15 protein-coding genes, 2 tRNA genes and 1 pseudogene are annotated in these 19,334 nt (G+C 60.7%); 16 read left to right on the top strand and 2 right to left on the bottom strand.

Going from position 1 to position 19,334, the window contains the following annotated elements:
- Positions 1–85 precede the first annotated feature (85 nt).
- The 8 genes and pseudogenes from hfq (at position 86) to AD665_RS28270 (ending at position 8,726) form a co-directional block, all read left to right on the top strand.
- Positions 86–346 carry an RNA chaperone Hfq gene (gene hfq, locus AD665_RS24640; protein ID WP_003186419.1) on the top strand — a complete coding sequence of 87 codons (261 nt, stop codon included), beginning with the start codon at positions 86–88 and terminating at the stop codon, positions 344–346.
- Positions 347–358: 12 nt separating this feature from the next.
- Positions 359–1,660, top strand: a complete 1,302-nt coding sequence (gene hflX / locus AD665_RS24635; RefSeq protein WP_024780801.1) for a ribosome rescue GTPase HflX — start codon at positions 359–361, stop codon at positions 1,658–1,660.
- A gap of 85 nt (positions 1,661–1,745) precedes the next feature.
- Positions 1,746–2,915 carry an FtsH protease activity modulator HflK gene (gene hflK / locus AD665_RS24630; RefSeq protein WP_024780800.1) on the top strand — a complete coding sequence of 390 codons (1,170 nt, stop codon included), beginning with the start codon at positions 1,746–1,748 and terminating at the stop codon, positions 2,913–2,915.
- Positions 2,915–3,784: a protease modulator HflC gene (gene hflC / locus AD665_RS24625; protein WP_053194256.1), complete on the top strand. Its 870-nt coding sequence runs from the start codon at positions 2,915–2,917 to the stop codon at positions 3,782–3,784. Before hflK ends, hflC begins: the two co-directional genes overlap by 1 nt.
- A gap of 324 nt (positions 3,785–4,108) precedes the next feature.
- Positions 4,109–5,296, top strand: a complete 1,188-nt coding sequence (locus AD665_RS24620; RefSeq protein ID WP_024780798.1) for an ATP phosphoribosyltransferase regulatory subunit — start codon at positions 4,109–4,111, stop codon at positions 5,294–5,296.
- Between the two features lie 54 nt (positions 5,297–5,350).
- Positions 5,351–6,643: an adenylosuccinate synthase gene (locus tag AD665_RS24615; protein ID WP_024780797.1), complete on the top strand. Its 1,293-nt coding sequence runs from the start codon at positions 5,351–5,353 to the stop codon at positions 6,641–6,643.
- Between the two features lie 124 nt (positions 6,644–6,767).
- Positions 6,768–7,820 (top strand): annotated as a pseudogene (locus AD665_RS28275) (methyl-accepting chemotaxis protein); the annotation flags it as partial.
- A gap of 21 nt (positions 7,821–7,841) precedes the next feature.
- Positions 7,842–8,726: a methyl-accepting chemotaxis protein gene (locus tag AD665_RS28270; protein ID WP_373682506.1), complete on the top strand. Its 885-nt coding sequence runs from the start codon at positions 7,842–7,844 to the stop codon at positions 8,724–8,726.
- Between the two features lie 181 nt (positions 8,727–8,907).
- On the opposite strand, the gene AD665_RS24605 is transcribed toward AD665_RS28270, so the two are convergent.
- Positions 8,908–8,994 (bottom strand) — tRNA-Leu (locus tag AD665_RS24605).
- Positions 8,995–9,171: 177 nt separating this feature from the next.
- Positions 9,172–9,258, bottom strand: a tRNA-Leu gene (locus AD665_RS24600).
- Positions 9,259–9,485: 227 nt separating this feature from the next.
- Between AD665_RS24600 and rnr the strand changes: the two genes are divergently transcribed.
- The 8 genes from rnr (at position 9,486) to AD665_RS24560 (ending at position 19,218) form a co-directional block, all read left to right on the top strand.
- Positions 9,486–12,104: a ribonuclease R gene (gene rnr, locus AD665_RS24595; protein ID WP_053194254.1), complete on the top strand. Its 2,619-nt coding sequence runs from the start codon at positions 9,486–9,488 to the stop codon at positions 12,102–12,104.
- Positions 12,101–12,859 carry a 23S rRNA (guanosine(2251)-2'-O)-methyltransferase RlmB gene (gene rlmB, locus AD665_RS24590; RefSeq protein WP_024779174.1) on the top strand — a complete coding sequence of 253 codons (759 nt, stop codon included), beginning with the start codon at positions 12,101–12,103 and terminating at the stop codon, positions 12,857–12,859. Before rnr ends, rlmB begins: the two co-directional genes overlap by 4 nt.
- 297 nt (positions 12,860–13,156) lie before the next feature.
- Entirely contained in the window at positions 13,157–13,585 is a 429-nt protein-coding gene (rpsF, locus tag AD665_RS24585) for a 30S ribosomal protein S6 (RefSeq protein ID WP_003186395.1), read from the top strand.
- A gap of 28 nt (positions 13,586–13,613) precedes the next feature.
- Positions 13,614–13,844: a 30S ribosomal protein S18 gene (gene rpsR, locus AD665_RS24580; RefSeq protein ID WP_002551829.1), complete on the top strand. Its 231-nt coding sequence runs from the start codon at positions 13,614–13,616 to the stop codon at positions 13,842–13,844.
- Between the two features lie 36 nt (positions 13,845–13,880).
- Positions 13,881–14,774, top strand: coding sequence for a YybS family protein (locus AD665_RS24575; RefSeq protein WP_024779175.1), 894 nt, complete (start codon positions 13,881–13,883; stop codon positions 14,772–14,774).
- An 18-nt stretch (positions 14,775–14,792) separates the two neighbouring features.
- A complete protein-coding gene (gene rplI, locus AD665_RS24570; RefSeq protein ID WP_003186385.1) occupies positions 14,793–15,239 on the top strand; it encodes a 50S ribosomal protein L9 in 447 nt (148 codons plus the stop codon).
- A 136-nt stretch (positions 15,240–15,375) separates the two neighbouring features.
- Complete coding sequence (gene dnaB / locus AD665_RS24565) at positions 15,376–16,773, top strand: replicative DNA helicase (protein ID WP_024779176.1); 1,398 nt, start codon at positions 15,376–15,378, stop codon at positions 16,771–16,773.
- 129 nt (positions 16,774–16,902) lie between these two features.
- The gene (locus AD665_RS24560; RefSeq protein ID WP_024779177.1) at positions 16,903–19,218 is read left to right on the top strand and encodes a YgiQ family radical SAM protein; all 2,316 of its coding nucleotides are present in this window, start codon (positions 16,903–16,905) and stop codon (positions 19,216–19,218) included.
- Positions 19,219–19,334: the final 116 nt, after the last annotated feature.

The raw sequence follows: 19,334 nt of genomic DNA, 5'->3' as shown, positions 1-19,334 counted from the left end.
GCAATTGCCGTCTATCCTTGGGGGTGTGACGGCCAAAGCCATCTGATTCCGATTTTTATTATTGATCCTTAAAGGAGTGCGGCACATGTCAAAAGGGCATTCGCTACAAGACCCTTACTTGAACACTTTACGTAAAGAGAAAGTTGGGGTGTCCATCTATCTGGTCAACGGGATCAAACTGCAAGGCACGATCGAGTCTTTCGACCAGTTCGTCATCCTTCTGAAAAACACCGTCAGCCAGATGGTCTACAAACACGCTATCTCGACAGTCGTGCCGGTTCGTCCAATTCGTCTGCCAAGCGCAACCGAATCCGAAGGCGGTGACGCTGAACCGGGTAACGCCTGATAGGAGTCTCCTTTGTTCTTTGAGCGCCACGGTGGTGGTGAGCGGGCCATTCTCGTTCACTTGGATGGACAGGACCCTGAGGCGCGCGAAGACCCGCAGGAGTTTCAGGAGTTGGCACTTTCGGCCGGCGCCGAGACCGTCGCGTTTTTCAACGTGCCGCGTCATCGGCCAACCGCCAAGTTCCTGATCGGCAGCGGCAAGGTCGAGGAGCTGCGCGATCTGGTCAAGGCCGAAGAAGCCGATCTGGTGATCTTCAATCACATCCTCACGCCCAGTCAGGAGCGTAACCTCGAACGCGTATTCGAGTGTCGCGTGATCGACCGTACGGGCCTGATTCTCGATATCTTCGCCCAGCGCGCCCGTACTCATGAAGGCAAGCTCCAGGTCGAGCTGGCCCAACTCGAGCACATGAGCACGCGGCTGGTGCGTGGCTGGACGCACCTTGAGCGGCAGAAGGGCGGTATCGGTTTGCGCGGTCCGGGTGAAACCCAGCTGGAAACCGACCGGCGCCTGCTGCGGATTCGCCTGCGCCAGATCAAGGGGCGCCTGGAAAAGGTCCGCAGCCAGCGCGAGCAGTCGCGGCGCGGCCGCAAGCGCGCGGACATCCCGACGGTTTCCCTGGTGGGCTATACCAATGCCGGTAAATCGACACTGTTCAATAACGTGACCCAGTCGGATGTCTACGCTGCCGACCAGTTGTTCGCCACCCTTGACCCGACCCTGCGCCGGCTCGAACTGGACGACCTCGGGCCGATCGTGCTGGCCGACACCGTGGGTTTCATCCGCCACCTGCCGCATAAACTGGTCGAGGCTTTCCGGGCTACGCTCGAAGAGTCGAGCAACTCCGACCTGCTGTTGCATGTGATCGATGCCGCCGAGCCGGACCGGATGCTGCAGATCGAGCAGGTCATGGTGGTGCTCGGCGAGATCGGAGCCCAGGACTTGCCGATCCTGGAGGTATACAACAAACTCGATTTGCTTGAAGGCGTGGAACCACAGATCCAGCGCGATGCCGATGGTAAGCCGCAGCGGGTCTGGTTGTCGGCGCGGGACGGTACCGGCCTCGAGTTGCTCGAACAAGCCGTGGCGGAACTGCTGGGTAGCGACCTGTTTGTCGGGACCCTGAAGCTGCCACAGCGGTTTGCCCGCTTGCGAGCCCAGTTCTTCGAGCTGGGCGCGGTGCAAAAAGAAGAGCATGACGAGGAAGGCGCTTGCCTGCTGGCGGTTCGCCTGCCGCGGTCGGAGCTGAATCGGCTGGTCAGTCGTGAAGGGCTGCAACCGATGGAGTTCATCGAGCAACACACTTTGCAATAAAAGCCTGAGAAAGCTGTGTCAGGCATTCTGTAGCATTGGCCGGCGCGCCGTGGGTGCGTCTTTGCTTTATCAGATGGAGAGCGCTATGGCTTGGAATGAGCCGGGTGGCAACTCGAATAACCAGGATCCCTGGGGCGGCAAGCGTCGTAACAACGGCGACCGCAAGGGACCGCCGGATCTCGACGAGGCCTTCCGCAAGCTGCAGGAAAGCCTGAACGGTTTGTTCGGTGGTGGTAAGAAACGCGGTGACGACGGCAGTGGACGTCCAGGCAAGGGCGGCGGTTTAGGCCTGCTCGGCATCGGTCTGGTCGTGCTCGCAGCTGTCTGGCTGTACAGCGCGGTCTATGTCGTAGACGAGCAGGAGCAGGCCGTGGTGCTGCGCTTCGGCAAGTACTACGAAACCGTCGGCCCGGGCTTGAACATCTATTTCCCGCCGATCGATCAGAAGTACCAGGAAAACGTCACGCGTGAGCGTGCCTACACCAAGCAGGGCCAGATGCTCACCGAAGACGAGAACATCGTCGAAGTACCGCTGACCGTGCAGTACAAGATCACCAACCTTCAGGACTTCGTGCTGAACGTCGACCAGCCGGAAGTCAGCCTGCAGCATGCAACCGAGAGTGCGTTGCGCCATGTGGTGGGCTCCACTGCCATGGACCAGGTGCTGACCGAGGGGCGTGAGCTGATGGCCAGCGAAATCAAGGAGCGCCTGCAGCGGTTCCTCGACACCTATCGCACCGGTATCACCGTCACCCAGGTCAACGTGCAAAGCGCTGCGGCACCGCGTGAAGTCCAGGAAGCCTTCGACGACGTGATCCGCGCCCGCGAAGACGAGCAGCGTTCGCGCAACCAGGCCGAAACCTATGCCAACGGCGTCGTGCCTGAAGCTCGTGGTCAGGCCCAGCGCATCATCGAAGATGCCAACGGTTACCGTGACGAAGTGGTCTCCCGTGCCAAGGGTGAGGCCGATCGCTTCACCAAGCTGGTGGTCGAGTATCGCAAGGCCCCTGAGGTGACCCGTGAGCGTCTGTACCTGGACACCATGCAGGAAGTTTTCAGCAACACCAGCAAGGTCCTCGTGACCGGCAACAAGAATGGGCAGAGCAATCTGCTGTACCTGCCGTTGGACAAGATGGTCGAGAGCGGTCGCAACACCAGCACGCCGCCGGCCAGCACGTCGTCTTCCAGCAATGAAGCGAATGCTCGCGCTGCGGTGGAACAGCAACAGCAAGCACGTACCAGGGAGAGTCGCTGATGAGCAATAAATCGCTGATCGCCCTTATTGTTGGCGTCGTTGTGGCGATCGCTGCCTGGAACTGCTTCTACATCGTGTCCCAGACCGAGCGAGCGGTGTTGCTGCAGTTCGGTCGCGTGGTCGAGGCGGATGTCCAGCCAGGGCTGCATATGAAGGTGCCGTACGTCAACAAGGTGCGCAAGTTCGACGCTCGCCTGATGACCCTGGATGCACCGACGCAACGCTTCCTGACACTGGAAAAGAAAGCGGTCATGGTTGATGCCTATGCCAAGTGGCGCGTGAAGGATGCCGAGCGCTTCTACACGGCCACCTCGGGTCTCAAGCAGATCGCTGACGAGCGACTGTCCCGCCGCCTGGAATCGGGTTTGCGCGACCAGTTCGGCAAGCGCACCCTCCATGAAGTGGTTTCCGGTGAGCGTGATGCGCTCATGGCAGACATTACCCGTTCGTTGAACGCCATGGCGGAAAAGGAACTGGGTATTGAAGTGGTCGATGTCCGAGTCAAAGCCATCGATCTGCCGAAGGAAGTGAATCGCAGCGTATTCGAGCGGATGAGCACCGAGCGCGAGCGTGAAGCCCGCGAGCATCGCGCGAAGGGTAACGAGCTGGCCGAAGGCATCCGTGCCGACGCCGATCGTCAACGTCGCGTATTGCTGGCCGAAGCCTATCGTGAATCGGAAGAAGTTCGTGGCGACGGTGATGCCCAGGCTGCGGCGATCTATGCCAAGGCCTACGGCCAGGATCAGGAGTTCTACGCGTTCTACCGTAGCCTGCATGCCTACCGTGAAAGCTTTGCGCATAAATCCGACGTGTTGGTCCTGGACCCGAGCAGCGACTTTTTCCGCTACCTGGAAAAGAGCAAGCCTTGATGCAACGTTGACCCGAGACACTCCGCCCGGCGGCTAAAACGTCTGGCGGGGTGATCCTTTGAGAAAACGGGTGTATGATGCGGCAGCCGGGAAATTCCCGGCTTTTTTGCGTCTGCACGTTCGATTGCGGTTTTGGTTGCAGGCGTCGGGTCGAACGACCCGACAGGTTTTTCGAGGGAAGTGCTGGACGAGGCCGATTCCAGGTCATTCGTCACGTCGCTCTTGCGCGTTTTTTGCCTGTGTAGCGCGCAGGACCAAGGCATTTTCTGCTTCACTCAAGGCCGGCCCGAAGGCTGGCCGCCCGGACCATAGGGGAATGGCGTAATGGCAACGGTAGACCGCTGGCTGCTGCCAGATGGCATCGAAGAAGTACTGCCACCGGAAGCTGCGCGTATCGAAATAGCGCGTCGGCAGGTGTTGGATCTGTTCCAGAGCTGGGGTTACGAGTTTGTTGTCACCCCACATATCGAGTACCTGGAATCCCTGCTGACCGGCGCGGGTCAGGACCTGGATCTGCGCACCTTCAAGGTCATCGACCCGCAGTCGGGCCGGCAGATGGGTTTTCGTGCCGACATCACGCCCCAGGTAGCGCGTATCGACGCCCACACCTTGCGCCGTGAAGGCCCAAGTCGCCTGTGCTATGCCGGCAGTGTGCTGCACGCCCAGCCGCGCGCCCTGTCGTCCTCGCGCAGCCCGATCCAGCTGGGTGCCGAGTTGTATGGCGATGCCAGTCCGAGCAGCGATGTGGAAGTCATCAGCCTGATGTTGGCCATGCTGCAACTGGCCGACGTGCCGGATGTCCACATGGACCTGGGCCATGTTGGCATCTATCGCGGCCTGGCACGTGCAGCCGGTCTGTCCGGTGAAGTGGAGCAACAGTTGTTCGATGCCTTGCAGCGCAAGGCCATCGATGAAGTCATCAGCCTGACCGAAGGATTGCCGGCCGATCTGTCCGACATGCTGCGTGCGCTGGTGGACCTGTGCGGTGGTCGTGAGGTGCTGGCAGCGGCGCGTGATCGCCTGGCCCATGCGCCGGCGCCTGTATTGGCGGCGCTGGACGACCTGCTGGCAATCGCCGAGCGTCTGTCGGTGCGTTTCCCTGAGCTGCCGTTGTATTTCGATCTGGGCGAGTTGCGCGGATACCACTACCACACCGGCGTGGTGTTCGCAGTGTTCGTGCCGGGCGTGGGCCAGTCCATTGCCCAGGGCGGTCGTTACGACGATATCGGCGCCGATTTCGGTCGCGCCCGTCCGGCGACCGGTTTCTCTACCGATCTGAAAACCCTGGTGACCCTGGGGCGTGCTGAAGTCGAGCTACCGTCTGGCGGTATCTGGATGCCTGACAGTACGGATGCGGCACTCTGGCAGGCTGTCTGCCAGTTGCGCAGTGAAGGTCAGCGTGTCGTCCAGGCATTGCCTGGGCAGCCTTTGGCCGCCGCCCGTGAAGCGGACTGCGACCGGCAATTGATTCAGCAGGACGGGCTTTGGCAGGTATTGCCGCTGGCTTCTTGAGTTTTCCTGCCGGCCGCGGCCGGCACCAAGTTTGCGCGAATGAGGACAAGTGTTATGGGTAAGAATGTCGTAGTCCTGGGCACCCAATGGGGTGATGAGGGCAAAGGCAAGATCGTTGATCTGCTGACCGAACATGCTGCCGCCGTAGTGCGCTACCAGGGTGGCCACAACGCCGGTCACACGTTGGTGATCGACGGTGAAAAAACCGTTCTGCACCTGATTCCGTCGGGCGTGCTGCGCGAAGGTGTGCAGTGCCTGATTGGTAACGGTGTCGTGGTTGCCCCCGATGCTCTGCTGCGGGAAATCGTCAAGCTGGAAGAGAAAGGCGTACCGGTGCGCGAGCGCCTGCGTATCAGCCCTTCCTGCCCGCTGATCCTGTCCTACCACGTTGCGCTGGACCAGGCCCGTGAAAAGGCTCGTGGCGAGATGAAGATCGGCACCACTGGTCGCGGCATCGGCCCGGCCTACGAAGATAAAGTGGCCCGTCGTGGCCTGCGTATCGGTGATCTGTTCCACCGCGAGCGTTTTGCGGCCAAGCTGGGCGAGTTGCTGGACTACCACAACTTCGTCCTGGTCAATTACTACAAAGAGCCGGCCATCGACTTCCAGAAGACCCTGGATGAGTGCATGGAATACGCCGAGCTGCTCAAGCCGATGATGCTCGACGTCACTGCCCAGTTGCACGAGCTGCGTCGCGCGGGCAAGGACATCATGTTCGAAGGCGCCCAGGGTTCGCTGCTGGACATCGACCACGGCACCTATCCGTACGTCACCAGCTCCAACACCACTGCCGGCGGCATCGCCACTGGGTCGGGTTTTGGTCCGATGTACGTGGACTACATTCTGGGTATCACCAAGGCCTACACCACTCGCGTAGGTTCGGGGCCGTTCCCGACCGAGCTGTTCGACGACGTCGGTGCCTTCCTGGCCAAGCGCGGCCACGAGTTCGGTGCCACTACCGGTCGTGCCCGTCGTTGCGGCTGGTTCGATGCTGTCATCCTGCGTCGCGCCATCGACGTCAACAGCATCTCGGGTCTGTGCCTGACCAAGCTGGACGTGCTTGACGGCCTGGAAACCATCAACATCTGCGTGGGCTACAAGAACCAGGACGGCGCGGTCATCGATGCACCGACCGACGCCGACAGCTACATTGGCCTGGAGCCAGTGTACGAGCAGATGCCGGGCTGGACCGAATCGACCGTGGGTGCCAAGACCCTGGAAGAGCTGCCTGCGGCGGCCCGCAACTACATCAAGCGCCTCGAAGAGCTGGTCGGTGCGCCGATCGACATTATTTCGACGGGTCCGGACCGCAACGAAACCATCGTTCTGCGTCACCCGTTCGGCTGATAAGTCACTGATGTAACAGGCAAAGGACCCTTATGCGGGTCCTTTGTCGTTTCTGCCTGCCGACGGCACAACACTTGCTAAGCAACTCCATTACTGGCACATCTTGACGAGTGCCATCAAATTAATGGCGTTCGTAGAGGGATTTCCTGTGTCGGCCGTTCTCTCACTGTTACAAAGCCGTTTACTACGGCCTGTGTTCGTTACCCTCGGTATCGCCCTTTTGGTGCAGGTGTTGGTGGCGGTTGCGCTGACCCGCAGCACGGTCACGGCGCTTGAAACCGACCTGGGTACACGCCTTGGCGCTGACAGCCAGAAACTCTCCGGTGAGCTGGAGCAGGCTGGCCGGGAGGTCACTTCGAGCCTGGACAGTCTGTCTGCCAGTACCCGTCAGCGTTTGACTGCGGGTTTATCCGCACGCCTGAAGGACGAGCAGTCGCAGCTGCGGGCAACGCTGGAAAAGGGGCTCAAGGACTCCGCCAATGATATGGCGCAGCTGCTGGCTTCCGTCGCTCCCCGCGCCATGTGGGACAGTGACATACCGACGCTTTCCGAGTTCGCCCGCCGGGCCCAGCGCAACCCCAACGTGTTGTTCGTCATCTATAACGATGCCAACGGTGAACATCTGACCCGTTACCTGAACCGGGATAACGCGATCAACAAGGCTTTGCTGGAAAAGGGCAAGGGCGACCGGGCGCTGGACAAGGTGCTGGACGCTGCGAAGACCGATCCGTCGGTGTACTACCTCGAGGCGTCGATCAATCCCAATGGGGTGGAAATCGGTAAAGTGCTGATGGGGGTCTCCACCGCTTCGGTGGAGTCCGACCTGAAGGCGCTGGATCAACGCTTCTCGGCCTTGATCGCCAGCAGCGATCAACTGGTCGGTGACAGCCTCAAGGGAGCCGCCGCCGACAGTGCCACCGCCATGCGCGGTCGCCTGCAGTCGGCACAGGCCACGGCCACGCAGATGCAGACCAACACTTCCAGCACCGTGCAGGAAGCGGCAGGCACCCTGCGTTGGCGCATCGGCCTGGGCCTGGCGCTGGTGGGCTTCGGTGTGCTGCTGCTGTTGGCTGTGGTGCTGGGGCGTCGGGTGGTGAATCGCTTGAAGTTGCTGATCGCGGCAATGAATGATCTGGCGGCGGGCGAGGGGGACCTGACCAAGCGCGTGCAGATCAACAGCAAGGATGAAATTGGCGATATGGCCTCAGCGGTCAATCGCTTTGTGGATAAGTTGCAGCCCATCGTGCGGGAGGCGGGTGATGTCGCCCAGCGCACCGGTGTGGAAATCGGTGCAATGACCTTGCGCAACTCCGGCGCCGATGCGGCGGCCGGGATGCAGCGTGATGAGGTGGCCGAGAGCTTGCGTGCGCTGTCGCAAATGGCCGACGAAGCTCAGTCGGAAAGCCAGGCGATGCAGGCGGCCTTGCAGCAGGTGGTGGAGATCCGCCAGGCCACTGATGAAAACACGCGTACTTCGGCCAAGGTCAGCGGTCTGATCGAGGCGCTGGCCGGGCAGGTTGACACTGGGGCGAAGGTAATCGAGCGGCTGGCGCAGCAGAGCGAGCAGATCGAGGTAGTGTTGACAGTCATTCATGGTATCGCCGAGCAGACCAACCTGCTGGCCCTGAACGCGGCCATCGAAGCGGCGCGGGCCGGGGAGACCGGGCGTGGTTTTGCGGTGGTGGCGGACGAAGTGCGGGCGTTGGCCAGTAAGACCCAGAGTTCGACCGGTGACATTCAGGCCCATATCGTGGCGTTGCAGCAGGGTGCCCGCGAGGCAGTGGCCGCGATCGGCCAGGCCGGTCGGCAGGCCAGTGAGGGGTTGCTGGTGTTGCGTGACAGTGCCCGATTGCAGCAGTCGGTGCAGGCTTCCGTGGAGCAGGTGCACGCGGCCATTGGTCTGGCGACTCAGGCGGCGGCTCATCAGGCTCAGGGGGCACAGGCGGTGCGTGGGCGGGTCGAGACTATTCACGTCCAGGCCGAGAAAGCGGCCCAGGCTGTGGTTGAGACGACGGCAAGCGGCAAGGTGCTGGATAATCTGGCGGCACAGTTGAAGGCGAGTCTGGGGCAGTTCAGGGCCTGACAGCCGACCAGCCGTTTGAGCGTACGCGTTTCCCTGTGGGAGCGAGCCTGCTCGCGATGGCGGTCTGACAGCCGCCTTATCCCCTGCGGCCTGCCGCTTCAGGAATTCCCCAATCAAAAAACGCAAAAACCCGCTTTCGCGGGTTTCTGTGAGGTTCAAGACCTGGTCTTGAAGCTTGAATTGGTGCCCAGAAGAAGACTCGAACTTCCACGACCTTGCGGTCACCAGCACCTGAAGCTGGCGTGTCTACCAATTTCACCATCTGGGCAGCATCTTCAGCGTTGCCGCTGTTGATGTGGCGCACTATACGGAGCGCGTTTTGATCTGTAAACCCCTGTTTTTGTTTTAGTAATTGCGAAAGCGGATTTCAGGAAGGTAGAAACGCAAAAACCCGCTTTCGCGGGTTCTTGGGGAGCTTGCAGATCGTTGATCTGTTGCTCGAAATTGGTGCCCAGAAGAAGACTCGAACTTCCACGACCTTGCGGTCACCAGCACCTGAAGCTGGCGTGTCTACCAATTTCACCATCTGGGCAGTATCGGCTACGTGTGTGCGTCGTCGATGGCGCGCACTATACGGAGCGTGTTTTTAACTGTAAACCCCTCTTGATAAAAAAACCGGTAAATTTCACCAGCGGTGCCTTTCCCGGCTTGAAGAACGGGATAAAAGACCTTTAGAAAGGGCTTCGGATGCCTGAAATTTCCCGTTTCATTACGCCTATGCCAAACTAACCCGCATATAGACAAGGTGAAAACTCTCTAATGGCCGATTGGCAGTCCCTCGATCCCGAGGCCGCTCGTGAAGCGGAAAAATATGAAAACCCTATTCCCAGCCGCGAACTGATCCTGGCGCATCTCGCCGACCGGGGTTCGCCCGCCAGCCGTGAAGAACTGGTCGAAGAGTTCGGGCTGACGACCGAAGACCAACTCGAAGCCCTGCGCCGCCGCCTGCGTGCGATGGAGCGTGATGCTCAACTGATCTATACCCGGCGCGGAACCTATGCGCCGGTGGACAAGCTCGACCTGATCCTGGGCCGTATCGCCGGTCACCGTGATGGCTTCGGGTTCCTGATTCCCGATGATGGCAGCGACGACCTGTTCATGAGCCCGGCGCAGATGCGCCTGGTGTTCGACGGTGACCGGGCGCTGGCCCGTGTGTCTGGCCTGGACCGCCGCGGTCGCCGTGAAGGTGTGATCGTTGAGGTGGTGTCCCGTGCGCACGAAAGCATCGTCGGTCGTTACTTTGAAGAGGGCGGTATCGGTTTTGTGGTCGCGGACAACCCGAAGATCCAGCAGGAAGTGCTGGTTACCCCGGGCCGCAACGCCAACGCCAGGGTCGGTCAATTCGTCGAGGTGAAGATCACGCACTGGCCAACCCCGCGCTTCCAGCCGCAAGGCGATGTGGTGGAAGTGGTCGGCAACTACATGGCGCCGGGCATGGAGATCGACGTTGCCCTGCGTACTTATGACATTCCCCACGTCTGGCCTGAAGCAGTCCTGAAAGAAGCGGCCAAGCTCAAGCCGGAAGTCGAAGAAAAGGACAAAGAAAAGCGCATCGACCTGCGCCACCTGCCGTTCGTCACCATCGACGGTGAGGATGCGCGGGACTTCGACGACGCGGTCTACTGCGAAGCCCGACCGGGCAAGCTGCGCCTGTTCTCCGGCGGCTGGAAGTTGTACGTCGCGATTGCCGACGTTTCCAGCTACGTGAAGCTCGGTTCGGCACTGGATGCCGAAGCCCAGGTGCGCGGCAACTCGGTGTACTTCCCCGAACGCGTCGTGCCGATGCTGCCCGAGCAGTTGTCCAACGGCCTGTGCTCGCTCAATCCCCATGTCGACCGCCTGGCCATGGTCTGCGAGATGACCATCTCCAAGACCGGCGAGATGACTGACTACTGCTTCTACGAAGCGGTGATCCATTCCCACGCCCGCCTGACCTACAACAAGGTCAGTGCGATGCTGGAAACGCCTAAGCTCGCCGAGTCGCGCAAGCTGCGCGGGGAGTACAACGAGGTTCTGCCGGATCTCAAGCAGCTCTATGCGTTGTACAAGGTGTTGCTGGGCGCGCGTCATGTGCGTGGCGCAATCGATTTCGAAACCCAGGAAACCCGGATCGTCTTCGGTTCCGAGCGCAAGATCGCCGAAATCCGTCCGACCGTGCGCAACGATGCGCACAAATTGATCGAGGAATGCATGCTGGCCGCCAACGTGGCCACTGCCGAATTCCTGAAGAAGCATGAAATCCCTGCGTTATATCGGGTCCACGACGGTCCGCCGCCGGAACGCCTGGAAAAACTGCGCGCCTTCCTCGGGGAGCTCGGCCTGTCCCTGCACAAAGGCAAGGAAGGTCCATCGCCCAAGGATTACCAGGCGTTGCTGGCCAATATCAAGGATCGTCCTGATTTCCACCTGATTCAGACCGTGATGCTGCGCTCCTTGAGCCAGGCGGTGTACAGCGCTGACAACCAGGGCCACTTCGGTCTGAATTACGAGGCCTATACCCACTTCACCTCGCCGATCCGTCGCTACCCCGACCTGCTCACGCACCGGGCCATCCGCAGCGTCATCCATTCGAAGATGAACACTCCGCACGTCAAACGTGCCGGTGCGATGACCATTCCCAAGGCGCGCATTTATCCGTACGACGAGGCAGCCCTGGAGCAGTTGGGCGAGCAGTGCTCGATGAGCGAGCGTCGCGCCGACGAAGCGACTCGCGACGTGGTGAACTGGCTCAAGTGCGAGTACATGAAGGATCGCGTGGGTGAGTCGTTCCCAGGGGTGATCACCGCCGTGACCGGTTTCGGCCTGTTCGTCGAGCTGACCGATATCTACGTCGAAGGCCTGGTGCATGTCACCGCGCTGCCGGGCGATTACTACCACTTCGACCCTGTGCATCACCGTCTGGCGGGCGAGCGCACCGGGCGCAGTTTCCGTCTGGGCGATACCGTCGAAGTGCGGGTGATGCGCGTTGATCTCGACGAGCGCAAGATCGACTTCGAGATGTCGGAAAAAACCATCGATGCGCCGGTCGGGCGCAAGAAGCGTGGTACCGAGACATCTGCACCTGCGACCAAGACCGCTGCCGAGCCGGCCTCGACCAAATCCGGCCGTCGTGGCCCGGCCAAGGAAAAAGCCAGCGATGCCTATCGTCCGAGCGATGCCGCGGCGAAAAACGCCGAAGTGCGCAAGAGTCGCGAAATGAAGCAGGCGTTGCTGGCCGAAGCCAAGAAAGGTGGTAAAGCCGCGTCGGGAGGAAAGACCGGACGGTCGGCTCCCGAAAGCGCAAGCAGTAAACCGAGCAAACACCGTAAAGGCCCGTCGAAAGCGGGCTCGGCCCCGGCTAAAAGTGGCGGCGCCCGTAAACCCAAGGCCAAGTCATGAGTCAGTTGGAAAAAATCTACGGCGTGCATGCCGTGGAAGCGCTGTTGCGTCATCACCCCAAGCGGGTCAAGCAGATCTGGCTGGCGGAAAGCCGCAGTGAACCCCGGGTCCAGGCCCTGGTCGAGCTGGCCAACGAAAATCGCGTGGCAATCGGTCAGGCCGAGCGGCGCGAGATGGATGCCTGGGTTGAAGGCGTGCATCAAGGCGTCGTAGCCGAGGTCAGCCCGAGCCAGGTCTGGGGCGAGGCAATGCTCGAGGAATTGCTCGACCGCACCGAAGGCGCGCCTTTGCTGCTGGTGCTGGACGGTGTGACCGATCCTCACAACCTCGGCGCCTGCCTGCGTTCGGCGGATGCGGCCGGGGCATTGGCGGTGATCGTTCCCAAGGACAAGTCGGCAACCTTGACGCCAGCCGTACGAAAAGTCGCCTGCGGCGCCGCGGAAGTGATTCCGCTGGTGGCCGTGACCAACCTGGCGCGCACCCTGGAAAAACTCCAGCAGCGTGGCTTGTGGGTGGTCGGCACGGCGGGCGAGGCCGAACAGGACCTGTATCAACAGGACCTCACCGGTCCGACGATCCTGATCATGGGGGCCGAAGGCAAGGGCATGCGTCGCTTGACCCGTGAACATTGCGATTATCTGGTCAAACTGCCGATGGTTGGCAGTGTCAGCAGCCTCAACGTCTCGGTCGCGACCGGCGTGTGCCTGTTCGAGGCGCTGCGTCAGCGTGGCGTCAAGGCTGCCGCCAAAAAGTAAGGCATAGGCAAGTCCCTGTGGGAGCGAGCCTGCTCGCGATAGCGGTGGGTCAGTCGGCCATTCGTGCTGGATGACCCACCGCTATCGCGAACAGGCTCGCTCCCACATTGTCATGTGTTGTAGTGGTTGTTCAAATAATCACCAATTGCCTTGCACCTGCCTCGACCCTTCTCTACAATTGCGCCCCTTGCTGTGATGGCAGGCACTTATGTGTCTAGCGTCCACAAGTCCATAAGTGTCATTCACTCCTTGTCTGACCGTTTTTAAGCGGCAGGCTACAACCCGTAAGGAGCATTCATGCGTCATTACGAAATCATCTTTTTGGTCCACCCGGATCAAAGCGAGCAAGTCGGCGGCATGGTTGAGCGTTACACCAAGCTGATCGAAGAAGACGGCGGCAAAATCCACCGCCTGGAAGACTGGGGCCGTCGTCAACTGGCCTATGCAATCAACAATGTTCACAAGGCTCACTACGTGATGCTGAACGTTGAGTGCACCGGCAAGGCCCTGGCCGAGCTGGAAGACAACTTCCGCTACAACGATGCAGTGATCCGTAACCTGGTCATCCGTCGCGAAGAAGCCGTCACCGGCCAATCCGAGATGCTCAAGGCTGAAGAAAACCGCAGTGAGCGCCGTGAGCGTCGCGACCGTCCTGAGCACTCTGACAGCGCCGATGGCGATGACAGCGATAGCGACAGCGACAACAGCGATAACGCTGACGAGTAATCCACGGACCTTTTAAGGAGCCAATCACATGGCACGTTTCTTCCGTCGTCGTAAATTCTGCCGCTTCACCGCTGAAGACGTGAAAGAGATCGATTACAAAGATCTCAACACTCTGAAAGCCTACGTATCCGAGACCGGCAAAATCGTTCCAAGCCGCATCACCGGTACCAAAGCTCGTTATCAGCGTCAGCTGGCCACCGCTATCAAGCGCGCCCGCTTCCTGGCCCTGCTGGCCTACACCGACAGCCACGGCCGCTGAGACCGGGCAGTCGACAAGTAGCAAAGGATTGAATGCATGCGCGCCTTAGCTGAGTTCATCATGCGCGGCCGTATGCAGGCCACTCTGGTAGTGGCTGGATGTGCGGCATTGCCGTTGTTGTATTGGTTGGGTGCTGCCGCCGGGAGCCTTGTGCTCTTGCGGCGCGGATTGAGGGACGCTTCGGGCGTTCTTGCTCTGGGACTGCTGCCGGCCTTGCTCTGGTGGCTGTACTCCGCGGACCCGCGGGCACTGATGGTGCTTCTGGGGTCTTCGGCGCTGGCGTTGGTGTTGCGCGCCAGCGAATCCTGGAACCGCGTGCTGCTGGTCAGCATAGCGATAGGTGTGGTGTTTTCAGTGGTACTCGGGGTGGCTTTTGCCCCCCAGATCGAGATGCTGTCGCAGGCTTTGGTAAAAATCCTGCCCGAGGCCCTCGGTGATCTCTACCGGCAGATGTCGGCAGAGGAGCAGGCGCGTTTCGCGTCCCTGATTGCACCGGTCCTGACCGGCCTGATTGCGGCCTTGTTGCAGATCGTCAGTGTGCTGAGCCTGATTATCGGGCGCTACTGGCAGGCGTTGTTGTACAACCCGGGTGGTTTTGGTCGCGAGTTTCGCGCCATCCGTTTCCCGCTTGGGCTGGCGATGTTGCTGCTGGCGGGCATGCTTCTGGGGCCGAACTTCGGTCCGCAGATGGCCATGCTCACGCCGTTGTGCAGTGTACCGCTGGTCTTCGCCGCCCTGGCCCTGATTCATTGGCTGGTGGCGCACAAGCGACTGGCCAGGTTCTGGCTGGTGGGGTTGTACGTCACGTTGTTGCTGTTCATGCAGCTGATCTATCCGTTGCTGGTGGTCCTGGCCATCGTCGACAGCCTGATTGATTTTCGCGGTCGTATGGCGTCGAAAGACGCCGACAGCGCGAACGGTGAAGGTTAAAAGTTAGAGGATTTTCACATGCAACTGATCCTTCTGGAAAAAATCGCCAACCTGGGCAACCTGGGCGACAAAGTAAACGTTAAGGCCGGTTACGGCCGTAACTACCTGCTGCCTTTCGGCAAGGCTACCGCTGCGACCGCTGCCAACCTGGCTGCGTTCGAAGAGCGTCGCGCCGAGCTGGAAAAAGCCGCCGCAGACCGTAAGGCATCGGCTGAAAGCCGTGCTGCCCAACTGGCCGAGCTGGAAGTGACCATCACTGCCACCGCTGGCGACGAAGGCAAGCTGTTCGGTTCGATCGGTACCCACGACATCGCTGACGCACTGACCGCCTCCGGCGTTGAAGTTGCGAAGAGCGAAGTTCGTCTGCCGAATGGCACCATCCGCAACGTAGGCGAATTCGACGTAGCCGTGCACCTGCACGCCGAAGTTGAAGCCACCGTACGCGTTGTCGTGGTAGCAGCCTAAGCAGTACTTGTCGGCTGGCACCCTTGGGGGCTAGCCGGTAACATCGGGCACGATCCTGTTTACAGGTCGTGCCCTTTGTCTTTCTGCAATTCCTGATTTTCATAACCCTCTGGGTTTCCCAAAGAATCAAGTGGCCATGAACGAAATCACCGCTCCCGAGCAATACGATCTGCAAACCGCTGCCCTGAAGGTGCCCCCGCATTCCATCGAGGCCGAACAGGCTGTGCTCGGTGGCCTGATGCTGGACAACAACGCCTGGGAACGCGTGCTCGATCAAGTCTCCGACGGCGATTTCTACCGACATGACCACCGTCTGATTTTCCGTGCGATCGCCAAGCTGGCCGATCAGAACATGCCGATCGACGTGGTCACCCTGTCCGAGCAACTGGACAAGGAAGGCCAGACCTCTCAGGTCGGCGGCCTCGGTTACCTGGGCGAGCTGGCAAAAAACACGCCGTCCGTCGCCAACATCAAGGCCTATGCGCAAATTGTCCGCCAGCGGGCGACGTTGCGTCAGTTGATCGGTATCAGCAACGAAATCGCCGACAGCGCCTTCAACCCTGAAGGCCGCACCGCCGAAGAGATCCTCGACGAAGCCGAACGGCAAATCTTCCAGATTGCCGAAGCCCGGCCGAAGACCGGCGGGCCGGTGGGGGTCAACGAACTGCTGACCAAGGCCATCGACCGTATCGACACCCTGTTCAACACCGACAATGCCATCACTGGCTTGTCGACCGGCTACACCGATCTCGACGAGAAGACCAGCGGCCTGCAGCCAGCCGACCTGATCATTGTCGCTGGCCGTCCTTCCATGGGTAAGACCACCTTTGCGATGAACCTGGTAGAAAACGCGGTGTTGCGCAGCGACAAGGCGGTTCTGGTGTATTCCCTCGAGATGCCAGGCGAATCGCTGATCATGCGTATGTTGTCGTCCCTGGGGCGTATCGACCAGACCAAGGTCCGTTCCGGCCAACTGGAAGACGACGACTGGCCACGCCTGACCTCGGCGGTCAACCTGCTCAACGACCGCAAGCTGTTCATCGATGACACCGCCGGCATCAGCCCGTCGGAAATGCGCGCCCGGACCCGCCGCCTGGTGCGCGAGCACGGCGATATTGCGCTGATCATGATCGACTACCTGCAATTGATGCAGATCCCGGGCTCCAGTGGTGACAACCGAACCAACGAGATTTCCGAAATCTCCCGTTCCCTCAAGGCTCTGGCCAAGGAGTTCAACTGCCCGGTGGTGGCCTTGTCCCAGTTGAACCGCTCCCTGGAACAACGTCCCAACAAGCGTCCGGTGAACTCCGACTTGCGGGAATCCGGAGCGATCGAGCAGGACGCCGACGTCATCATGTTCGTGTACCGCGACGAGGTGTATCACCCCGAGACGGAACACAAGGGCATTGCCGAAATCATCATCGGCAAGCAGCGGAACGGGCCGATCGGCTTTATCCGCCTGGCGTTCATCGGTAAGTACACGCGGTTCGAGAACCTGGCGCCGGGCAGCTACAACTTCGATGATGACGAATGATTTGTAGCGTTTGACAGGCCCCATCGTCGGATCGCCGCCGCCGATTTCCGACCATAGCCGTCGGAATTGGCTATTTTTTGTGCTATATTCCGCCCCCGCGATTTTTCATCTTTTATACCGGTCATCGACATGCAAGCAGCCAAGCCGTTATTTGACTATCCCAAGTACTGGGCCGAATGTTTCGGCCCGGCGCCGTTCCTGCCCATGAGCAGGGAGGAGATGGATCAGCTCGGCTGGGATTCGTGCGACATCATCATCGTGACCGGTGATGCCTATGTCGATCACCCGTCGTTCGGCATGGCCATTATCGGCCGGCTGCTGGAGGCCCAGGGCTTTCGCGTCGGGATCATTGCCCAGCCGAACTGGCAGTCCAAAGACGACTTCATGAAACTCGGCGAGCCGAACCTGTTCTTCGGCGTCGCGGCCGGCAACATGGACTCGATGATCAACCGCTACACCGCCGACAAGAAAATCCGTTCCGATGACGCTTACACGCCGGGCGGTCTGGCGGGCAAGCGGCCGGACCGTGCGAGCCTGGTCTACAGCCAGCGCTGCAAGGAAGCCTACAAGCATGTACCCATCGTGCTGGGCGGCATCGAGGCGTCCCTGCGCCGCATCGCCCATTACGATTACTGGCAGGACCGGGTGCGCAACTCGATCCTGATCGACGCCAGCGCCGACATCCTGCTCTATGGCAACGCCGAGCGGGCGATTGTCGAGGTTGCCCAGCGCCTGTCCTACGGCCACAAGATCGAAGATATCACCGATGTGCGCGGCACCGCGTTCATCCGTCGCGACACGCCGCAAGGCTGGTATGAGGTGGACTCCACCCGTATCGACCGTCCGGGCAAGATCGACAAGATCATCAATCCGTATGTGAACACCCAGGACACTCAAGCCTGCGCCATCGAGCAGGAAAAAGGGGCGACTGTTTCAAGTGCAGCCGAAGACCCGAGCGAAGCCAAGGTCGTGCAGATCCTGGCGAGCCCGAAAATGACCCGTGACAAGACCGTGATCCGCCTGCCATCGGTGGAAAAGGTCCGTAACGACGCGGTGCTCTACGCCCACGCCAACCGCGTGCTTCACCTGGAGACCAACCCAGGCAACGCCCGGGCCCTGGTGCAGAAGCACGGTGAGGTCGATGTCTGGTTCAACCCGCCGCCCATTCCGATGACCACCGAGGAAATGGACTACGTGTTTGGCATGCCTTACGCACGTGTTCCGCACCCGGCGTACGGCAAGGAAAAGATTCCGGCCTACGAGATGATCCGTTTCTCGGTGAACATCATGCGCGGCTGCTTCGGCGGCTGCACCTTCTGCTCGATCACCGAGCACGAAGGCCGGATCATCCAGAACCGCTCCGAAGAGTCGATCATTCGCGAGATCGAGGAGATCCGCGACAAGGTCCCGGGGTTCACCGGCGTGATTTCCGACCTCGGCGGCCCGACCGCGAACATGTACCGCATCGCCTGCAAGAGCCCGGAGATCGAATCCGCGTGCCGCAAGCCGTCCTGCGTGTTCCCCGGTATCTGCCCGAACCTGAACACCGACCATTCCTCGCTGATCCAGCTGTACCGCAGCGCCCGGGCGTTGCCTGGGGTGAAGAAGATCCTGATCGCCTCCGGCCTGCGTTACGACCTTGCCGTCGAGTCGCCGGAGTACGTCAAGGAGCTGGTGACCCACCACGTCGGCGGTTACCTGAAGATTGCCCCGGAGCACACCGAGGAAGGTCCGCTCAACCAGATGATGAAACCGGGTATCGGCACCTATGACCGGTTCAAGCGGATGTTCGAGAAGTACACCAAGGAAGCCGGGAAAGAGCAGTACCTGATTCCGTACTTCATCGCCGCCCACCCGGGCACCACCGACGAAGACATGATGAACCTGGCGCTGTGGCTCAAGGGCAACGGTTTCCGGGCCGATCAGGTGCAGGCGTTCTATCCGTCGCCGATGGCCACCGCCACGGCCATGTACCACTCGGGCAAGAACCCGCTGCGCAAGGTCACCTACAAGAGCGACGGGGTGACTATCGTCAAGAGTGAAGAGCAGCGCCGCCTGCACAAGGCCTTCCTGCGCTATCACGACCCCAAGGGCTGGCCGATGCTGCGCGAAGCGCTGACCCGCATGGGCCGTGCCGACCTGATCGGGCCGGGCAAGCACCAGTTGATCCCGCTGCACCAGCCGGCGACCGACAGCTATCAGAGTGCCCGTCGCAAGAACTCGACACCGGCCGGCAGCCACAAGGTGGGCAAGGACACCACCCGGATCCTGACCCAGCACACGGGCCTGCCGCCACGTGCCAGCGACGGCGGCAACTCGTGGGACAAGCGCGAGCAGGCCAAGGCCGCTGCGTTCGCCCGCAACCAGCAGGCGGCCAAGGAGCGCAAGGACGCCGCCAAGGGCAAAGGGCCGAAGCCGGCGCGCAAGCCGGTCGTGCCGCGCTGATCGCCCAAACCCTGTCGCAAACGCCAGCCTAAGTGCTGGCGTTTTGCTTTCTAGCGGCAGTGCTACTCCTTTGCTATCGTGGCGCCCGCCCTGCTCCGGGCAATGAAGTCGGCGAT

This window comes from Pseudomonas corrugata (genome assembly GCF_001269905.1).
Classification (GTDB): Bacteria; Pseudomonadota; Gammaproteobacteria; order Pseudomonadales; family Pseudomonadaceae; genus Aquipseudomonas; species Aquipseudomonas corrugata.
The sequence above is the reverse complement of the archived record's forward strand: the minus strand, read 5'-3'. Positions and strand labels throughout refer to the sequence as shown.